The 19796-nt window shown below is 48.9% G+C and carries 21 protein-coding genes; 15 read left to right on the plus strand and 6 right to left on the minus strand.

Going from position 1 to position 19796, the window contains the following annotated elements; translation table 11 throughout:
* The first annotated feature begins 28 nt into the window (after positions 1 to 28).
* From queF to dusA, 9 genes are all read left to right on the plus strand, one after another.
* Positions 29 to 850 carry an NADPH-dependent 7-cyano-7-deazaguanine reductase QueF gene (queF, locus tag R3E63_06110; GenBank protein MEZ5539518.1) on the plus strand — a complete coding sequence of 274 codons (822 nt, stop codon included), beginning with the start codon at positions 29 to 31 and terminating at the stop codon, positions 848 to 850.
* On the plus strand, positions 847 to 1293 hold the full coding sequence (locus R3E63_06115) for an ABC transporter permease (GenBank protein MEZ5539519.1): 447 nt from the start codon (positions 847 to 849) through the stop codon (positions 1291 to 1293). The genes queF and R3E63_06115 overlap by 4 nt, the downstream gene beginning before the upstream one ends.
* Positions 1271 to 1873, plus strand: coding sequence for an ABC transporter permease subunit (locus tag R3E63_06120; GenBank protein MEZ5539520.1), 603 nt, complete (start codon positions 1271 to 1273; stop codon positions 1871 to 1873). Before R3E63_06115 ends, R3E63_06120 begins: the two co-directional genes overlap by 23 nt.
* Entirely contained in the window at positions 1870 to 2925 is a 1056-nt protein-coding gene (locus R3E63_06125) for an ABC transporter permease subunit (protein MEZ5539521.1), read from the plus strand. Before R3E63_06120 ends, R3E63_06125 begins: the two co-directional genes overlap by 4 nt.
* The gene (locus R3E63_06130; protein MEZ5539522.1) at positions 2922 to 4787 is read left to right on the plus strand and encodes an extracellular solute-binding protein; all 1866 of its coding nucleotides are present in this window, start codon (positions 2922 to 2924) and stop codon (positions 4785 to 4787) included. The genes R3E63_06125 and R3E63_06130 overlap by 4 nt, the downstream gene beginning before the upstream one ends.
* Positions 4788 to 4789: 2 nt before the next feature.
* Entirely contained in the window at positions 4790 to 6400 is a 1611-nt protein-coding gene (locus R3E63_06135; GenBank protein MEZ5539523.1) for an ABC transporter ATP-binding protein, read from the plus strand.
* Positions 6401 to 6475: 75 nt separating this feature from the next.
* Complete coding sequence (locus tag R3E63_06140; GenBank protein MEZ5539524.1) at positions 6476 to 7045, plus strand: DUF2062 domain-containing protein; 570 nt, start codon at positions 6476 to 6478, stop codon at positions 7043 to 7045.
* Positions 7003 to 7629 (plus strand): DUF2062 domain-containing protein, encoded by a 627-nt coding sequence (locus R3E63_06145; GenBank protein MEZ5539525.1) that lies wholly within the window; start codon positions 7003 to 7005, stop codon positions 7627 to 7629. The genes R3E63_06140 and R3E63_06145 overlap by 43 nt, the downstream gene beginning before the upstream one ends.
* The gene (gene dusA / locus R3E63_06150) at positions 7626 to 8618 is read left to right on the plus strand and encodes a tRNA dihydrouridine(20/20a) synthase DusA (GenBank protein MEZ5539526.1); all 993 of its coding nucleotides are present in this window, start codon (positions 7626 to 7628) and stop codon (positions 8616 to 8618) included. The genes R3E63_06145 and dusA overlap by 4 nt, the downstream gene beginning before the upstream one ends.
* On the opposite strand, the gene rlmKL is transcribed toward dusA, so the two are convergent.
* The 4 genes from rlmKL to R3E63_06170 are packed head-to-tail and all read right to left on the minus strand — an operon-like array spanning position 8601 to position 13463.
* The gene (gene rlmKL / locus R3E63_06155) at positions 8601 to 10802 is read right to left on the minus strand and encodes a bifunctional 23S rRNA (guanine(2069)-N(7))-methyltransferase RlmK/23S rRNA (guanine(2445)-N(2))-methyltransferase RlmL (protein ID MEZ5539527.1); all 2202 of its coding nucleotides are present in this window, start codon (positions 10800 to 10802) and stop codon (positions 8601 to 8603) included. The two genes, dusA and rlmKL, sit on opposite strands and share 18 nt — an antisense overlap.
* Complete coding sequence (locus tag R3E63_06160) at positions 10799 to 11815, minus strand: quinone-dependent dihydroorotate dehydrogenase (GenBank protein MEZ5539528.1); 1017 nt, start codon at positions 11813 to 11815, stop codon at positions 10799 to 10801. The genes rlmKL and R3E63_06160 overlap by 4 nt, the downstream gene beginning before the upstream one ends.
* A gap of 58 nt (positions 11816 to 11873) precedes the next feature.
* Complete coding sequence (gene cysZ, locus R3E63_06165; protein ID MEZ5539529.1) at positions 11874 to 12611, minus strand: sulfate transporter CysZ; 738 nt, start codon at positions 12609 to 12611, stop codon at positions 11874 to 11876.
* 6 nt (positions 12612 to 12617) lie between these two features.
* On the minus strand, positions 12618 to 13463 hold the full coding sequence (locus R3E63_06170; protein ID MEZ5539530.1) for a MoxR family ATPase: 846 nt from the start codon (positions 13461 to 13463) through the stop codon (positions 12618 to 12620).
* A gap of 75 nt (positions 13464 to 13538) precedes the next feature.
* Between R3E63_06170 and R3E63_06175 the strand changes: the two genes are divergently transcribed.
* Together R3E63_06175 and R3E63_06180 are read left to right on the plus strand one after the other, a co-directional pair.
* The gene (locus R3E63_06175) at positions 13539 to 14363 is read left to right on the plus strand and encodes a 2OG-Fe(II) oxygenase (GenBank protein MEZ5539531.1); all 825 of its coding nucleotides are present in this window, start codon (positions 13539 to 13541) and stop codon (positions 14361 to 14363) included.
* 5 nt (positions 14364 to 14368) lie between these two features.
* Positions 14369 to 15118: an ABC transporter ATP-binding protein gene (locus R3E63_06180; protein ID MEZ5539532.1), complete on the plus strand. Its 750-nt coding sequence runs from the start codon at positions 14369 to 14371 to the stop codon at positions 15116 to 15118.
* A 17-nt stretch (positions 15119 to 15135) separates the two neighbouring features.
* On the opposite strand, the gene R3E63_06185 is transcribed toward R3E63_06180, so the two are convergent.
* Positions 15136 to 15609 (minus strand): TlpA disulfide reductase family protein, encoded by a 474-nt coding sequence (locus tag R3E63_06185; GenBank protein MEZ5539533.1) that lies wholly within the window; start codon positions 15607 to 15609, stop codon positions 15136 to 15138.
* 80 nt (positions 15610 to 15689) lie between these two features.
* On the opposite strand from R3E63_06185, the gene arsC reads away from it, so the two are divergent.
* The 4 genes from arsC to sppA are packed head-to-tail and all read left to right on the plus strand — an operon-like array spanning position 15690 to position 18818.
* Positions 15690 to 16034, plus strand: coding sequence for an arsenate reductase (glutaredoxin) (arsC, locus tag R3E63_06190; GenBank protein MEZ5539534.1), 345 nt, complete (start codon positions 15690 to 15692; stop codon positions 16032 to 16034).
* A complete protein-coding gene (wrbA, locus tag R3E63_06195; GenBank protein ID MEZ5539535.1) occupies positions 16031 to 16642 on the plus strand; it encodes an NAD(P)H:quinone oxidoreductase in 612 nt (203 codons plus the stop codon). The genes arsC and wrbA overlap by 4 nt, the downstream gene beginning before the upstream one ends.
* A complete protein-coding gene (locus tag R3E63_06200; protein MEZ5539536.1) occupies positions 16639 to 16983 on the plus strand; it encodes a DUF2069 domain-containing protein in 345 nt (114 codons plus the stop codon). Before wrbA ends, R3E63_06200 begins: the two co-directional genes overlap by 4 nt.
* A complete protein-coding gene (sppA, locus tag R3E63_06205) occupies positions 16980 to 18818 on the plus strand; it encodes a signal peptide peptidase SppA (GenBank protein ID MEZ5539537.1) in 1839 nt (612 codons plus the stop codon). The genes R3E63_06200 and sppA overlap by 4 nt, the downstream gene beginning before the upstream one ends.
* Here sppA and cysB read toward each other — a convergent pair whose 3' ends face one another.
* Positions 18819 to 19793 carry an HTH-type transcriptional regulator CysB gene (gene cysB, locus R3E63_06210; GenBank protein MEZ5539538.1) on the minus strand — a complete coding sequence of 325 codons (975 nt, stop codon included), beginning with the start codon at positions 19791 to 19793 and terminating at the stop codon, positions 18819 to 18821. It abuts the gene before it with no gap.
* Between the last annotated feature and the right edge of the window lie 3 nt (positions 19794 to 19796).

Below are 19796 nucleotides of genomic sequence, written 5' to 3' on the forward strand. Positions count from 1 at the left end.
ATGCTTGCGGATCTAAAGCACCATTGCAGTGGATTACAGCCAATTACATCTCGGCAAGCAAACGGCGTACAGCGATCAATACGACCCTGCGCTACTGGTTGCCGTACCGCGTTCCGCTGCACGGGACTTTTGGCCGAGTGATAAAACGCTGCCTTTTGTCGGCGAAGATTGCTGGACGGGCTACGAAGTGTCTTGGCTCAACACCCAAGGCAAACCCCAAGTGGGCTGTTTGTTGTTGGATTACAGCGCACAGACGCCCAACATCGTCGAATCCAAATCACTCAAGCTGTATCTCAACAGCTTTAATCAAACTGCGCTAAAAAATCACGGCGAATTGATCGAAAAAATTGAGAAAGATGTGAGTGCAATCGTGGGCGGCACGGTGCGCGTGCAATGCCTTTCTGCCGGTATGGATGAAGAATTAAGTATTCGCCCTTGGCTCGATCACTGTCTCGACGATGCAGAAACCTCCATCACGCACTATGAAATCACGCCAGCATTATTGTCTTGCGACAACGGAAATAAAACAGAACAAACAGTCATCAGTCATTTATTGCGCAGCAATTGTCCTGTCACTGGGCAACCCGATTGGGCGAGTGTGCGTATACACTATCGCGGCACCAACATCTGCGAAAAAAGTTTGCTGCAATACCTTTGCTCTTTTCGTCTGCACCAAGGTTTTCACGAACAGTGTATCGAACGCATTTTTTGTGATCTCTGGACGCACTGCGCGCTGGAATTGTTGAGCGTGGAAGGTCGTTTTACACGGCGCGGTGGACTCGACATCAACCCGTTTCGCGCCAGTCACGAGCATCTCAAACCCACGCGCGCGCGGCAGTTGCGCCAATGATTGCCTATTTACTGCGCCGTTTATTGCTCACGATTCCAACCCTGTTTGGCATCACGCTGATTGTTTTTACGCTGACGCGCTTTGTACCAGGCGGCCCTATCGAAAAAATGATGACAGCCGCGCAAATCGCAGGCGGCGACAGTGGCGCACACGCTGTTCACGACCGCGCCAGCAGCAGCGGCACACTCTCTGAAGAACAATTAGCGGAATTAAAAGCGTATTACGGTTTCGACAAACCTGTTTTAGTCAGCTACGCGCAATGGCTGTGGCGCGTAGTACATTTGGATCTCGGTTACTCCACGCGTTACGGTGAACCGGTGTGGGACACGATTATTTCGCGCATGCCGCTGTCATTATTTTACGGCGGTCTTTCATTATTGATTACCTACGCCGTGTATTCCGCTCGGCATCGCCAAAGCCTTGCGCCACAATTCTGCTTTTGATCACATCAGCGCAGCACTGGTTTTCTTCGGCTTTGCAATTCCCAATTATGTGCTCGGTATTATTTTGATCACGCTGTTTGCCTCGCATTGGGAAATTTTTCCCCTAGGTGGCTTTGCGAGTGATGACATCGCTGATCTCTCGTGGACAGAACAAGTGCACGATATTTTTATGCACGCAGTATTGCCGCTTGCCACTTACTTGGTCGGCAGTTTTGCGGTGATGACTATGTTGATGAAAAACAGTCTGCTGGAAAACTTAGCGAGTGATTATGTGCGCACCGCTGTTGCCAAGGGCTTATCGTTTCACCAAGCCGTTTTTCGTCATGCATTGCGTAATAGTTTGATCCCACTCGCCACTTCGTTTGGTCACGGTATTTCCATCATTCTCTCTGGCTCTTTTTTGGTAGAGACTATTTTCAATATTGATGGCATGGGTTTGCTCGGCTACGAATCTCTAGTGGAACGCGATTACCCTGTCGTCATGGGTTTACTTGTGATTTCTTCACTGCTTTTTTTGATCGGCAATATTTTGTCGGATTTGTGTGTGGCGGCGATTGATCCTCGTGTGAGGTTTGAATGAGCTGGCTCAAGCTGCACCCGCAAACACAAAAGCAGTGGCGCCGTTTTCGCTCACTCAAACGCGGCTATTGGTCAGCTTTGTTATTAGCCGCCATGATAGTTTTGAGCTGCGGCGCAGAATTGCTCGCCAATAATCGCGCGTTAATTGTTCACTACAACGATCAGTATTTTTTTCCTACTTACGGTGCGTTTCTTTCTGGCAACACTTTTAATCTCGGCTATCCACATGAAACGGATTACCGCGCCCTGCAACAACAATTTGCGCAAAACAAAGAAACCAATAACTGGGTATTGATGCCACCAATTCCGTGGAATCCGTTGGAATCACACGCCGTTGAAGGCTTGTATCCACCGCTTGCGCCTTCTTTCACTGATAAACATTTTCTCGGCACCGACGGCGCAGGTCGCGATATCGCCGCACGTTTGTTATACGGTTTTCGTCTCTCCATTGCCTTTAGTATTTTGTTACTGCTGTGCAATTACACCATCGGCACCATCATCGGCATTGCGATGGGTTTTTACGGCGGCAAGTTTGATTTAATCATGCAACGCATCATTGAAATTTGGTCATCCGTACCGACGCTGTACATCATCATGATTATTGCATCGCTCACCCTGCCTGGTTTTTGGATGCTGCTATTGATCATGGCTTTTTTTGATTGGACCGCTATCACTTGGTATATGCGCACCGTCAGCTACAAAGAAAAAGCGCGCAATTATGTGTTGGCGGCTCGTGCGATTGGCGCGTCGGATTGGCGCATCATCACGCAACATTTGTTACCCAATACGCGTTCACTGTTGATTACTTTTGCGCCTTTTTCCATCACAGGCGGCATCACCGCACTTACGGCACTGGATTATCTCGGTTTTGGTTTGCCGCCACCGACACCCAGCTGGGGTGATTTATTGCGCGAGGGCATGTCGCGTTTGGATAACGAGTGGATCGTCGGCTCTGTCACTATTGCGATGGTCAGCGTATTAGTGATGGTCACTTGGATAGGCGAAGCACTGCGTGAAGCCTTCGACCCGAAACAACGCACGGTGTACGAATGATGCTGCGCTATTTTTTCATCGTGCTGTGTTGTGTTTTTTCTCTACTCATTGGTTGCGAGAAAAAAACAGAAACACTCGCGCCTGTTGTTAAACAAGATATTGCACAAACATTAACGCCCTATCCTATTTCTAAAACACCACTGCCAACAAATCTTGTTTGGCATACCAATGATAGCGATCCAGAATTTGCAGACCCCGCTGCACAACGCGGCGGCACGCTGCGTGAATTCATGTTGAGCTTTCCACTGACGCTGCGGGTTGTCGGGCCTGATTCCAACGGCAGTTTTGCCGGTTATACGCGTGCGCTGAACATGAACTTGGTGGATCGCCACCCCAACACTCACAACACCATTCCCGCACTGGCCACGCATTGGGCGTTTGGCAGCGACCACAAAACGGTGTATTTCAAGTTGGATCCCGATGCGCGCTGGTCAGATGACAAACCCGTAACAGCGGACGATTTCGTGTATTTGTTAGAGTTCATGCGTTCCAAATTCATTGTCGCACCGTTTCAAAACGAATATTTCACCACGCAAATCACTGACATTATTAAGTTTGATGATCACACCATTGCCGTGGTTTCTGGTGTTGCTAAACCGGATGACGAATTACTCGAACAAGTAAATATCAACCCCGTGCCGCGCCATTTTCATGTACTCGACGATCAATGGGTGCGCCGTTACAACTGGCTACCAGAACCAGGGACAGCCGCTTACAAAATGGGAGAGGTGCGCAAAGGAAAATTTGTGCAGTTTGATCGCCTTCCCAACTGGTGGGCAAACAATAAGCGTTTTTATCGCTATCGTTTTAATCCCGATCACATCATTGTCAAAGTGATTCGTGATCCGAATATCGCATGGCAATATTTTCAGCGCGGTGAGTTGGATAGTTTTTCACTCACACTGCCAGATTTTTGGCATAACAAAGCCAAAGGCGAAATTTTCGATAAAGGCTTTGTGCATAAATTGTGGTTTTACAACGATGTAGTGCAGCCCGCGCAAGGTCTCTGGCTCAATATGGCCAAGCCGCCGCTGGATGATATTCGTGTGCGCCAAGCCATTGCTTATGCCATGGATTTTGACAAAGTCATAAAAACGGTTTTGCACAACGATTATTCGCGCATGGAAACGCACAATGTCGGTTACGGTGATTACGACAACAAAAACATCAAACCGCGCGGTTTTGATATAGCGCGCGCCGTTTCACTGTTGGAACAAGCAGGTTGGACAAACTTAGATCAAGACGGCATCCGTATCAAAAACGGTCAGCGTCTATCTTTGGTGTTGAGCTATGGCAACCCACTGCACAGCAATCGTTTAGTCATACTGCAAGAAGAAGCGCGCAAAGCGGGCATTGAATTGCAACTGCAACTCTTAGACAGCTCAGCTTTTTTCAAACAAGTATTAGAAAAAAATCATCAAATCGCATCACTGGGCTGGAGCGGCGGCGGTTTGTCGCCTGAGTTTCGCCAGTTCTATCACTCCGACAATGCTTTCAAGCCGCAACCTAACAACATCACCAATTTTTCTGATCCTGAGATGGACAAACTGATCGACGCCTACCGCGAGGAATTGGATCGCAATAAACGCATCACGCTATCACATCAAATTGAACAAAAAATTTATGGCAGCGCCGCGTTGATCCCTACTTACAAAGTGCCTTATTTTCGTGATGCGTATTGGGCTTGGATACACTTACCCAAAGGCTATGCCACACGCAGCAGCGATAGCGCGGTGGATGCCATGGGCATCAGTACATTTTGGATAGATTTACCCACTAAAAACCGTATTCGTCAGTTGCAGCGCACAGGTGAACCGCTGTCTCCGCCTGTCTCAATCACCGATACCTCGTGGCGGCATTGACGATGAAAGCACCACTGCTCGCCTTAAAAAATCTCACTGTCACGGTTCGCACGGATAGCGAAGAAAAAACCGTGTTGCGCGATATATCGTTGACGATCTCACACGGCGAAACACTCGCATTGGTGGGCGAATCCGGCTCAGGCAAAAGCCTTTGTGCGCAAAGTATTATGGGTTTATTGCCAAAACCAGCCGTCAATATTCTCTCCGGCAGCGTTGAATTAGATGGCAAACGCATCGACAACAACCCTGCTCTATTACACCGCCTGCGCGGCAAACGCATCGCCATGATTTTTCAGGAGCCTATTACTGCGCTCAATCCTGTGCAAACGATTGGCGAGCAATTGGCCGAAGTTTTCCAATTACACGCACCAGATTTAGATGCTGCTGCCATTCGTGAACAATCTTTATCGCTACTGCAAGCCGTCAATATCACACAAGCAGAACAGCGATTAAAAAGTTTTCCGCATCAACTGTCGGGCGGGCAATGTCAGCGTGTCATGATCGCTATGGCATTGGCGGGAAAACCAGACTTGTTGATTGCTGATGAACCGAGCACCGCTTTAGATGCCAGCACACAATTACAATTGCTGTCTCTGTTAAGCGAGTTACAAAAACGCTACCAGATGGCAGTGTTGTTTATCACGCATGATCTCGCTTTGGTCAAAAACTGGGGCCAGCGCGTGGCTGTTTTGCAGCAGGGGAAACTGTGTGAACTTGCGGATACCGCCACACTGTTTTCATCACCGCAGCACCCTTATACAAAAAGTTTGTTGGCGGCGATAAAGCCCATACAATCAAAAAACAATCACGACGATAAAAGAATCGAAGCAACACTGCTGCTAGAAGCTAAAAATCTCCATAAAGCTTTTCGGCCACCACAAGCATTACTGGCGCGCAAAAAATCACCCATTACTGTATTGCACAATATCAGCTTCACGCTTTACGAAAAAGAAATCGTGGCTTTAGTGGGTGAATCAGGCTGTGGTAAAAGTACGCTGGGGCGTGCACTGTTAATGCTTGATCCCGCAGACTCTGGTGATATTTTTTATCAACAACAACGCCTCAATGTTCACGATAAAAAACAAATGCAGCAGTTGCGGCGCGAGTGGCAAGTCATCTTTCAAGACACCAATGATTCACTCAACCCAAGACACACGATAGAGCGCATTTTGTTGGAGCCGTTTGAAGTGCATGGCATAGGCAACAAATCCACGCGTGAGCAAGCGGTGCGTGAATTATTGCAGCGCGTGGAATTGCCAGAAGACAGCACGCACCGTTTTCCGCATGAATTTTCTGGTGGGCAGCGACAACGCATCGGCATTGCGCGCGCCATTGCATTGAATCCCAAGTTCATTGTCTGCGATGAAGCTGTTTCCGCGCTGGATGTTTCTACGCAGGCACAAATCATCGCCCTGCTGCTGAAGCTCAAACAAGAACTCTCACTCTCGCTGCTATTTATTACGCACGATTTACGGCTCGTGCAACGCATTGCCGATCGTGTGCTTGTCATGCAGCAAGGTCGTATTGTGGAAAGCGGCGAAACGCACACTCTCTTTACCCAACCACAGCACCCTGCAACGCACCAACTGTTAGCCGCACAAGGTGCTGAATAGTACGAGATAGCGCTCCCCCACAATATATGGATAATGGTCGGCACTTGTCGTCCCTGTCGTTACCGTTATTACTGTATGGCACGAAAAATATTCAAACGATTTACCACTGAAGGACAAAAACTGCTGTCTAGCGGCAAATTGTCAGCCTTGGGGAGTCACATCCACGACCCAAATCTTTGGCATCTGAATAGAAACAGTGTGTCGCGCGCATTCTTTGCTGGTCTCTTTGCTGGCTTTGCTTTTTTGTTATTTCCAGGACAAATGTTTGTCGCTGCCGTCATTGCAATTGCGATTCGTGCCAACTTGCCCATTTCAGTAGGCTTAGTATGGATCACCAACCCAATCACCTCACCGCCCATCATCTATCTTGCATTAAAAATTGGCGCTTTTTTTATTCCCGTTGAAACGACTTTTGATCTTGGAGCACTACTGTCTTTGGAATGGTCTGAATTAAGTTTCAAAGATGAAGCAGCCGGTTTTTTACTCATGCTAAAAGAAGCATGGCGACCATTGATACTCGGCTCCGTCATTATTGGCACAGCACTCGGTGCAGCTGGGCATTTGGTGGTGCAACTTTTTTGGCGCTGGCATGTCGCTCGCGCATGGAACACACGCCAATTCAAACGCGCACAAAAGCATCAATAACGGATATGCCAAAGCAGTGGTTTCAAAAATTAGCTGACCGCTCAGATGCAATAAGGCACAGTAAAAAACTCGGCCCTCTGCGCCACTATATTCAAGACCCTAACCTTTGGCATCTCAATCGACACAGCGTAGCGCGCGCATTTTTTGTCGCATTCTTTACCAGCATCACGCTGATGATTTTTCCCTGCCACACTATTACGGCTGCTTTTCTCGCCGTATGGCTGCGCGCTAATTTACCCATTGCCGTATCGCTGGTTTGGCTCGTCAACCCCATTACTATCCCACCACTGGCCTATACAGCGATAAAAATTGGTTTGATTGAAATGCCGAGTGAACACACGCACAGCGTCAAACAACTGCTGCATTTTGATTGGCACGGTGGAGAATCGATCACCGAAACCATGCAATCTTTTTGGTATTTATTTGAACGCATTTGGGAGCCGTTTATGTTGGGCTCCTTTACCTTAGGTTTATTGATTGGCGGATTTTGTTATTTAGCCGTGCAATCTTTTTGGCGCTGGCATGTGGCTTCGCGCTGGAGAAAACGCCGCCAACTTAGACTGATACAAACGCAGCGCTTATGAACGATTACCGCGCTCGCCTTGCTGTCGCTCCTATGATCGATGTGACAGACAAGCATTACCGTTATCTCGCTCGTCTGCTCACGAAGCACACTGCGCTGTACACGGAAATGATTACTGCGCACGCAATTTTGCATGGAAAACGCGATCATCTTTTATCACGCAATACCGAAGAAAATCCGGTGATTTTGCAGTTCGGTGGCGCGAACCCTGCACAGTTGCGAGAGAGCAGCGCGATTGCTATGCAATACCACTACGACGCGCTGAATCTCAACTGCGGTTGCCCCAGTGATCGCGTACAAAACGGCGCGTTTGGCGCATGTTTAATGAATACACCAGAAGTTGTGCGCGATTGTTTGCGCGCCATGGCAGAAGGTAGCAGCGCGCCTGTGACGCTGAAATGCAGAACCGGCATTGATCAACAAGACAGTTTTGACGATTTTTTAGCGTTTATCGATATCGCGACCGACAGCCCCTGCGACACCGTCATCGTGCATGCACGCAACGCATGGCTGCACGGTTTAAGTCCGAAAGAAAATCGCGAAATTCCACCACTGAAATACGATTGGGTTTATCGCCTGAAACAATTGCGACCGCATTTGCACATCAGCATCAACGGCGGCATTCATACACTGGAAGAAGCGCAACAACACTTACTGCATGTCGATGGTGTGATGATGGGGCGTGCGGCGTGGCATAACACTTTCTTTTTAGCGGAAGCTGACGAGAAAATTTTTGCGGATGCGCATGAAAAAATGGACCGTATCGCAGCAACAAAAGCCTACGCGCAGTATTGCGAACAACAATTCCAAAACGGCGTTTCTTTGAGCACACTCACACGCCACTTGCTCGGCTTGTGGCATGAAGTCTCAGGCTCACGCCAATTTCGTCGTTACATCAGCGAAAACGCCCACCGCAAAGGCGCGGATATTGCCGTGATTTATGATGCGCTGGCTTTATTGGATAAACACCACTCAACGGCGGCGGAATAGCCAGCACTGGTGAATTTTCTTGCTGCGCTGAAAATCAGCATCCAATGTTTTTTCTGTCCAATCTTCCGGCTGCCAACCGTGTTCAATAAAGATATCTTTCTCTAATTTAAAACGCTGGTGATTAGTCACAAAAATCAACTCGCCATTTTCCGACAGCAAATCCAAGGCATAGCCAATTAAATTGACTTGATCGCGCTGCACATCCAGTGTTTCGCGCATACGCTTAGAATTGGAAAAAGTCGGCGGATCCAGATAGATCAAATCAAACTGCTCGCCTGCTTCTTCCAGCCATTGCATACAGTCAGCTGTCAGCAATTGATGCTTGCGACTGTCGATGCCATTGGCTGCAAAATTGAAACGCGCCCAATCGGTGTAAGTGGCCGACATATCTATCGATAAAGAACTGCGTGCACCCGCTTTCGCGGCATACACCGTGGCACTCGCGGTATAAGAAAACAAATTCAATACATCTTTGCCTTTGGCTTTTTCTGCCAACAATTTTCTCACAGGGCGCGTATCCAAAAATAATCCTGTATCGAGATAGCTGTGCATATCCACTTGAAACAGCAAGTTGTTTTCACGCACAGGAAAACGCAGATGCGTTTCCGTTTCCTGTCTTCCGTACTGCTTACTCTCGCCGCGTTGGCGCTCACGTTTTTTGCCGTGTACGCGCGACAAAGGAATACTCAAAGCAGCAGAAACCGCCAAGCGCGTTTCTTCGCGTCGACGCGCTGCCGCCGATTCTTCTACCGTTTTCGGTGGTGCGTATTCCTGCAAATGCACATGCTGTTCACCGTTGTCTGCGTTGGTGTAGACATCAATCGCAAAAGCATATTCCGGCATATCGGCATCGTATAAACGAAAACAACTCTCGCCAGATTGCTGTAACCAAGGCTTCAATTTGTGCAGATTTTTTTGCAAGCGGTTGTGCAGCATACGCGCCGCATCTGACAGCGACTCTGCATCAACTGCCTGATCGCGATTCACTGGTGCGGCATCCAAAGCGCGGAAACGATTTTTTTCATTTAAATCAAACAAATATAAGCGGCAGGCAATCGCGCCATTATCAAAACGATACGAGCGATGGCTGCGCAGCCCTATTGCTTGTGCCAGTGCCTTTTCACTGGTCAATACCGCAGCTTGCCAGCCGTGCATCTCGCTCATTTTTTCGCCCAACTTGGCGTACAGCGCGGGCAAATCATCTGCATCACCCAAGCGTTCGCCGTACGGTGGATTGCAGATCAACAAACCCGTTTTTGCGCGCGGCGGCATGCTATCTGCCAAGTGTTCTGCTTCAACAACAATACATTCAGACAGCCCTGCGCGTTCAATGTTATCGCGCGCTTTTTTCACCACACTCGTCAACATATCGCAGCCCAACAACTTAGGCATTTCAATCGCGCCGATGTTTAACAAACGCGATTTTGCATCACGCAATAAAGTCTGCCATAATGATTCATCGTGCCATGAGCAGTAGCGAAAACCCCACTGCTCGCGATACACACCCGGTGCAATATTGCCCGCCATTAATGCCGCTTCAATCAACAAAGTACCGCTGCCGCACATCGGATCAAACAAGGCTCCACCTGCCGCTGCAATTTCAGGCCAACCGGTGCGCATCAACATACCAGCGGCAACCGTTTCTTTTAACGGCGCTTCACCTGCCTGCTGGCGATAGCCGCGTTTGTGCAAACTACCATTGCCTAAGTCCACCGCCACTTGCACGCGATCGGTTTGTTTTTCATTCGATAACAGCACGGCATTGAAACGAATATCGGGCGAATCTTTCACCACATTCGGGCGCTGATCACCCACGCGCACGCTATCGACCAACGCATCTTTCACGCGCATAGCACCAAACATAGTATTGCGAATCGTTTCAGACTCGCCGATAAAATCGATACAAAAACTGCGCTCGGGTTTTAATACTGATGACCAATCGTGCTCGCGCAACCCGTGATACATTTCATCACCATCACTCGCAGGCACAGTGCACAACGGCCACAGCACGCGATTGGCAATGCGCGTACCGAGCAACACGCGATAAATCACTTCTGGGCTGGCAGAAAAACTGACAATGCGATCGCCCGCCACCACATCCTGCGCAAATAACGCTTCCAATTCCGCTGTTAACAAAGGTTCTTGAGCGCGGGCGCAAGTGGCAATGAACTGTAGAGGCTTCATGTCGTTTTGATTCCTTGTGCACAGGCTTTCACTAAAGCGGGCCCTTGATAAATCAACCCCGAATACAACTGCACCAAAGACGCGCCCGCTGCGATTTTTTCTTTGGCTTGCACCGCGCTTTCAATACCACCCACGCCGATGATGGACATTTTTCCATCTAACTCGCGCGCTAACTGGCGCAAAATATCGGTGGATTTTTCATACAAAGGAGCGCCACTCAAACCGCCCACTTCGTTTGCCAACACAGTGCCTTGCAATGCAGTTTTATCGACGGTTGTGTTGGTGGCGATCACACCATCAATCTGCGTTTGCACTAAAGTCTGCGCGATGCTCACCACATCCTGCTCAGCGAGATCGGGCGCAATTTTCACTAACAGCGGCTTGTAACGGCCGTATTGTGTTTGCAATTGTTGCTGACGATTTTTCAAACCTTCTAGCAGTCTTTGCAGTGGTTCACCAAATTGCAAATCGCGCAGGCCTGGCGTGTTGGGCGATGACAAATTGACGGTGATGTAATCGCAATCGGCGTACACCGCATTCAAACACGCCAAATAATCATCCAGTGCATTTTCCACGGGCGTGGTGGCATTTTTTCCGATATTCACACCCAACACACCGCGATAAGTGCGCTGTTGAATATTGCGCAGCAAATGCTCGACACCCAAATTATTAAAGCCCATACGATTGACGATACCGCGCTGCGCCACAGCGCGAAACAAACGCGGTTGCGGATTGCCCGCTTGCGGTCGCGGCGTCACCGTGCCCACTTCGACAAAACCAAAACCCAACGCGCCCAAAGCATCGACATAATCGGCATTTTTATCCAAGCCCGCCGCCAAGCCCACGCGATTGGGAAACTGTATGCCGAAAACGCTAGTTATATCTTCTACCGGCTTACCCGCGTACAAACCAAGCAAACCTGTTTGATGTGCGATCTTTAAGGCATCCAAAGTCAAATGGTGCGCGCGCTCGGCATCCAATTGAAACAACAACGGGCGCAGCAAGGAATACAACATGTGGATACCCAATTAGAAAAAATCACAATAAAACAACAAATATCAGCAGAAGAAACTACTGATCTTTTAAGCGCTCAATCCACAACAGCGTAGCGCCACATACGGCAGCAGGCATCATCAGCAAATTCAATAACGGCACCATATTACCGAGCATGACCAAACTACCAAAACCGAAACAAGACCAGCGCTGCGTAGCAGCGGCTTCACGCACTTGCTGGAAACTGTAGGCATGGTTATCCATCGGGTAATCACAGTATTCCAGCGCTGACATCCACGCGGAAAAACAAAACCAACTCAGTGGCGCAAAAATATTCACCCCTGGAATCACAGATAAAATCAGTAAGGCAATCAACCATTTCACTTGAAAGCCTAATTTGTGTAGCTCTTTCATAAAAATACGCGGCAATTGTTTACACGCACCCCACACCGTGTTTTTGCTATCCGGTGAAGTGCCCGTCAGCAGCGCTTCGGCTTTTTCTGCCAACAAACCATTAAACGGCGCGGCCAATAAATTCGCCAGCACACTGAAGGTATACATGATAACGATCAACACCAACAACACCGCCAGCGGCCACATAATCCAACTCAACCAATCCAACCATTCTGGTAGCGCATTGATCGCCGATTGAATCAAATTGCCGATGACATTGATGCTCCACCAAAACAAGCCACCAAACACCAAGGTGTTGATCAGCAGCGGAATAACAACATAGCCGCGCAGTTCTGGATGCAAAAGTAAGCGAAAGCCTTCGCGCAAATATTCAAAACTACTGGCTTGTGATTGAGTTGCCATAATGCATCAACGCCCTTCTCGTCGCGCCATAAACGCCAAGCGTTCCAACATGTGCACATCCTGTTCATTTTTGAGCAGCGCGCCGTACAGCGGTGGAATCGCTTTGGTGGCATCGCGGTTTTTCAAAATCTCATCAGGAATATTATCAGCCATCAACAGCTTCAACCAATCAATCAATTCCGAAGTCGAAGGTTTTTTCTTCAAGCCTGGAATTTTTCGCACATCAAAAAACACATCCAGTGCTTCTTTCACCAAATCGCGTTGAATGCTAGGAAAATGCACATCAACAATTTTCAGCATCGTGTCGCGATCAGGGAAATTGATGAAATGGAAAAAACAGCGACGCAAAAATGCATCTGGCAATTCTTTTTCATTGTTGCTGGTGATCACAACGATGGGACGATTTTTGGCTTTGATGGTTTCGCCCGTTTCGTAAACAAAAAATTCCATTTTGTCGATTTCCACCAACAAGTCGTTGGGAAATTCGATATCTGCTTTATCAATTTCATCAATCAACAACACCACTTGCTCGTCAGCAGCAAAGGCTTCCCACAATTTGCCGCGTTTGATGTAATTGCGAATGTCATGCACGCGATCATCGCCGAGTTGCGAATCGCGCAGGCGCGACACGGCATCGTATTCGTACAAACCCTGCTGCGCCTTGGTGGTGGATTTGATATGCCATTGAATCAAGCGTTTGCCCAAGGCGCTGGCCACTTCTTCTGCCAGCAGCGTCTTACCTGTGCCCGGCTCGCCTTTAATCAGCAGCGGGCGCTGCAAAACCACGGCAGCATTGACTGCCATTTGCAAATCGTCGGTGGCGACATAGCGCTCGGTACCTTCAAACTTCATGATCTGGATCCTTAAATTACGGCAGGTGCGATGCTAGCATGACGCCCCTCTACAGGGCATTCGGTAAATCCAAACATGAGCGATTCCTGCGTGATTAACCCGCATTTTTCCGGCCTAGCGGGCGACTATGTCTTTGATTACGACGCACTCAATGCACTGGCGGAGCGCGAAGCGCCACACTATCGCCAAGCGCAGCCCTTCCCTCATATTGTGCTAGATGATTTTGTCAGCGAAGCCATCTCGCAACGCCTGCAAGCGGGCTTTCCTCCGGCTGATCCTACGCTGCAAGAGCGCGACAACACTTCTTTCGTCGATGAAGACACACAGCGCATCCCCGCGCAAAAAAATAAATTGGGTATACGCAATGAGCGCGCGTTTGATCCTTTTGTGCGTCACTTGTTATGGGAGATGCAATCGCAAGCCTTCATTTTATTTTTGGAAAAACTGACCGGCATACAAAATTTGCTGCCCGATCCACGCCTGCTCGGTGGCGGCACGCACCAAACACTGCCTGGCGGATTGCTGCGTGTGCACGCAGATTTCAATATTCACCGCATTTATCAAATTGATCGCCGCCTGAATTTATTGTTGTACCTGAATGACGATTGGCACGATGAATATGGCGGACATTTAGAATTGTGGGACAGACAACTCACCGCTTGCCAAAAACGCATTTTGCCGATTGCGAAACGCCTCGCGATTTTCAGCACCGGCAGTGACACTTGGCACGGCCATCCCCACGCGCTCACCTGCCCGCCCGATCGGGCGCGCCGCTCGCTGGCGTTGTATTACTACACCAACGGTCGCCCTGCGGCAGAAACAAAACCACGCCATAAAACACTGTGGCCTCTTTTGCCCGGCGAACAAATACCGGAAGATGCGCTGCCTTCTTCGGATTGATGTTCATGTCTGCACCCAACTCTGCGCCCAGTTCTACATTCAACAACGCACTACTAACGCTGAATGCGATTGATGTCAGCTACGGTGCAATTCAAGCACTGCGCCAAGTTTCGCTGCATGTTCTGCCAGGAGAATTGGTGTCTTTGATTGGTGCTAACGGCGCAGGAAAAAGCACGCTGTTAAAAAGTATTGCTGGATTACTCACGCCCACACGCGGCGATATTTTTTTTGACGGTGCGCGCATCAACCAACAACCTGCACATACTTTAGCCAGCAAAGGTTTGGCACTGGTGCCGGAAGGTCGCGGTATTTTTCAAGAAATGACGGTGTTGGAAAATTTGCAGATGGGTGCGTACAGCCGCAGCGATCAATCTGCCATCCAACAAGACATCGAACACGCGTTTTATTTGTTTCCACGCTTAGCGGAAAGGCAAAAACAATTAGCCGGTACGCTGTCTGGCGGCGAACAACAAATGGTGGCGATTGCGCGCGCCCTGATGAGTAAACCGCGTTTATTGCTGCTCGATGAACCGAGCATGGGGCTGGCACCAATCTTGGTGCAGAAAATTTTTGAAGTAATCGCCACCATCAACAAGGAAGGCGTGAGCGTGTTATTGATCGAACAAAACGCACATCTCGCGCTGTCATTAGCGCAGCGCGGTTATGTGATGGAACACGGCGAAATCACGCTGCACGATGCAGCCAGTGCACTGCTCGTCAATCCCGCTGTAAAAGCAGCCTATCTCGGCTGCTGATACAGCAGTAACCCTGCTCAATGAGAAGTTTGCGCTTGCAGCAGCGTGGATTCCGTTTGCGGCCCTTGCAGCGTTTTAAGAATTTTACCCTCGGGGTTAATCACAATCGTGCCGGGCAAGCCTTGCGGTACAGTGTGAGGAAATACCGCTTGAACACTGTCATTCGTCACTACGGGGAATTCAATGCGCATACGCCCCATCTGCTGCAGAGCTGTGGTGATTTCAGGGTTATCAAAGTTTACCCCTAACACCAATACATTCTTACGCTCGGCAGCAAACTTGTTCAGTTCCGGTATTTCCTCTGCACAAGGCTTACACCATTCCGCCCAGTAGTTGATATAAATCCACTTTCCTTTCCAGTCCGCCTCTTGCAGCGTATTAGCTTCTATCGTTTGTAAAACAGCAGGCGGCGGCGCTTTACCACAAGCCAGCAAGAGCAAAGCCAAGACGCTGATCATTCCAAAACGCAATACTGTTTTTTCCTTTAACATGATCGTTCCCCCTTTGATGCAGCTTCATTGTTGATCGTTTTTTGTGAACTGCGTCTCTAACTTACCAAGTGAATGCCGCGATGACAACCATCTACCACAACCCACGCTGTTCTAAATCTCGCCAAACTTTGGCGCTATTGGAGGAGAACGGCATCCAATGTGATGTCGTCCTCTATCTGGAAACGCCACCCGACGAGAAAACGCTGAAAGCCCTGCTTAAAAAATTGGGCATCCCCGCCAGAGAACTGCTGCGTAAAGGTGAGGATGAATACAAGGTGCTCAAGTTGGACAACACCGCACTGTCGGAAGACGCTTTGATTGCTGCCATGTGCAAACATCCCAAGTTGATCGAGCGCCCTATCGTGGTGAACGGCAAACAAGCGATTATCGGCCGCCCACCTGAGAAAGTGCTGGAGATCCTATGAGCGCATCACGCAAGCCTTACATCTTGGTGCTGTATTACAGCCGCTACGGCGCCACCGCATCCATGGCACAGCACATTGCACGCGGTGTTGAGCAAATTAGCGGCATCGAAGCGCGTATTCGCACTGTGCCTGCGGTATCCGCCACTACCGAAGCAACAGAGCCCAAAGTACCCAGTGAAGGCGCGGTGTACTGCACCGAAGCAGATTTACAGCACTGTTCTGGCTTGGCGATGGGCAGCCCCACCCGCTTTGGCAACATGGCAGCAGCGATGAAGTATTTTCTAGATGGCACCTCCGGCCTCTGGGCTTCTGGCGCACTGGCTGGCAAGCCTGGGGCTGTCTTTACTTCCACTGCCTCCATGCACGGCGGCCAAGAAACCACGCTACTGAGCATGATGCTGCCGTTGATGCACCACGGCATGTTGATCACCGGTATCCCCTACACCGAAGAAGGCTTGCACCACACGCGCACCGGCGGCACGCCCTACGGTGCCTCGCATCTCGCCAGTAAAGACAACCCCAACATCAACGAAACCGAAGCGCAGCTCTGCCAAGCACTCGGCAAACGACTCGCTCATATTGCACTCGTACTGGAAAAAAACACATGACGATTTCCACCAAAGTGCAGCGCACATGGCAGGCCATGTTGGCGCTGTATTTCAGTTTGCTAACGGTATTGGTGTTAGATCACACCATCGTACGCAGCAATTTATTTTTACCTGTATTACTTATGCAAACGCTGCCACTGTTATTGGTGCTGCCTGGCATGCTGAAGCAGCAAGAGCGCAGCGGCATTTGGTTATGTTTCATGATTTTGTTTCACTTACTCGCTGCCATCAGCAACGCTTTTGTGACACCGCAAAAGTTTTTTTATGCCGGTGAAGCAGCTTTGGTGCTCGCACTCTTTACAACCACTCTCTTATTTGTACGCTGGAAAAAACAGCAATGAAAGCGCTATTAAGAACTTTATTTGTTTTACCTTGGCACGCCTTGAGTTGGCTGCGCGGCGCATTAGCCAACCTCATTTTATTCTTCTTCCTTGCAGCAATAATTTACACACTGCTACACGATGAAAGTAAAGTCGCACTCAAAGACAACACCATTCTTTATGTGCAGCCCGGTAGATCTATTGTTGAACAACGCAGCTACGACGATTCATTGAGCTCACTGCTACAGACAAGCGATGAAGTCATTCCTGCAGAAAGTGTTTTGCACGAAATGGTATCTGCCATTCGCTTGGCGCAGCATGACAAACACATCAAAGGCATCGTGATACAAACCGATTGGCTAGAAACAGCCGACCTCAGCAAACTCAATACATTGAGACAAGCCATCAACACTTTCAAGGAAAGTAAAAAGCCAGTGATTGCGATTGGCGACAACTTCAACCAAGGCCAATATTTACTTGCTAGCGCGGCGGATAAAATTTACCTCAACCCGATGGGTAGCGTGCAGCTATACGGATTTAGTGCTTACCAAAGCTATCTCAAAGACTTGTTGGATTCTTTATTTGTTAATGTGCATGTTTTTCGAGCAGGGCAATTCAAATCATTTGTCGAGCCATTTGTGCGTAATGATATGTCGCCAGAAGCACGAGAAAATCTTACACAGTGGATGAATGAACAATGGAATTTTTATCGCACAGCGATTGAGCAACAGAGAAAACTAGCCCCCAACAGCATCGACAATTTCATCAATCAACAAGATGTACTGCTCATACAAAATAACAATAACGCCGCATTGTTAGCAAAAAACTATGGCTTAGTGGATGAAATCGCCACACGGCAAGATTCAAAAAAAGCAGTGGAAGCCATGGCAGGCAATAAAGAGCCAGAAACCATGGACGCCTCTGATTACTACCATTTAACTGTTGAGCGAAAAAAAGCCGAGCAGTTGTTAGATAAAACCAAACGCATTGCTGTTATTCAGGCCAGCGGCGAGATTGTTGAAGGCTACCAACCTGCGGGTATCGTCGGCTCAGAGACACTGGTATCACTCATCCGCGAAGCGCGTGAAGATGAAAAAACGGCTGCCATTGTCTTGCGTATCGACAGCCCTGGCGGCAGCGCTTTTGCTTCAGAATTGATTCGCGATGAGCTCGCTGCCACACAAAAAGAAGGCAAGCCGGTGATTGCTTCCATGGGCGGCGTTGCGGCATCAGGCGGCTATTGGATCGCAGCTAGCGCCAATGAAATCTGGGCATCCCCCACCACCATTACTGGCTCCATTGGCGTCTTTGGCGTGATTCCAACTTTAGAGAACACTTTGAGCAAAATCGGTGTACACAGCGACGGCTACAGCACCTCGGCACTGGGTGAAGCGGCACAATTAGATCGCCCAATGAATCCAATGGCAGCGCGCGTTTTACAACAAGGCGTTGAATTCACTTATCAACATTTTTTGCAATTAGTAGCTCAAGGCCGTAAGCGGACACCCGCTGAAATTGATCAAGTTGCACAAGGGCGTGTTTGGACTGGCGCGCACGCAAAAACTATCGGCCTCGTCGACCAACTCGGTGAGTTGGATGATGCCATTGCCGCCGCTGCGCGTTTGGCGAAGCTCGACAAATACGAGCCAGACTTTATTCAACCAGAGCTAAGCCCTTGGGATGCATTCAAACAAGAACTATTTAATAGCACCCTCTTCTCATCGCCAATGCTCACGCGTGTGGCGCAAGTGCTAGTTAATCTGCCAGCGTTGCAACAAATAAAAACACTGTCGCAATTTAACGATTCCAATCATATTTATGTGCGCTGTTTGGAGTGTCGAGCTCCGATTCGCTAATCAGCGAATTGGTAAGTGGATATGAGAAAACAGCGCTGCGCGTTCAGCGCTGTTATTGGCGCGGCACGCTTCTATCACCAAAGCTTTATCCAAGTGCGGTGCAAATGCCGCGATAAAATCATAAAGATAGCCGCGAATAAATTTTCCGCGTCGCAGCCCCAAACGCGTCACGCTCGATTCAAATAAGTGGCTTACATCTAAAGCAGTCAAATCACAGTCACTGGCTTCGTCATACGCCATGTGCGCAATAATGCCTATACCTAAACCAAGACGCACATAGGTTTTAATTACATCCGCATCCGTCGCTGTAAACACCACTTTGGGCTCAAGATTTTTTTGCAAAAACGCCGCATCCTGTTTCGATCGTCCTGTAAAACCAGAGACATAAGTGACGATAGGGTATTTTGCAATTTCTTCCAGTGTTAATGATGGAACTTGGCACAACGGGTGATTTTTAGGCAGCAAAACACAGCGATTCCAGCGATAACAAGGCAGCGTAACCAATTCAGAAAACTGCTCCATGGCCTCCGTCGCAATCACTACATCCACTTCACCACTGGCCGCCATCTGCGCGATTTGCGTGGGCGTGCCTTGGTGAATATGCATCGCAATATCAGGATAGCGCTGTACAAAACCTTGAATCACCGCTGGTAAGGCATAACGCGCCTGCGTATGCGTTGCAGCAATACTAAAACTGCCTTTTTCTGGCGCATTCATCTCTTGCGCAATCTGACGCAGGCTGTCCGTGCGACGCAGAATATCCTCCGCCATCTGCAATACAGCTTCGCCCGCTTCCGTGATATGCGTAAGATGTTTTCCATTGCGCGAAAAAATTTCTACGCCGAGTTCATCTTCCAGTAACCGAATTTGCTTGCTGATTCCCGGCTGCGAAATATACAAACTCTGTGCAGCCGAAGAGATATTCAAACCTTGGCGCGCAACCTCACAGATATAACGCAGTTGTTGCAACTTCATACT

This window comes from Pseudomonadales bacterium (genome assembly GCA_041395665.1).
Lineage (GTDB): Bacteria > Pseudomonadota > Gammaproteobacteria > Pseudomonadales > UBA7239 > UBA7239.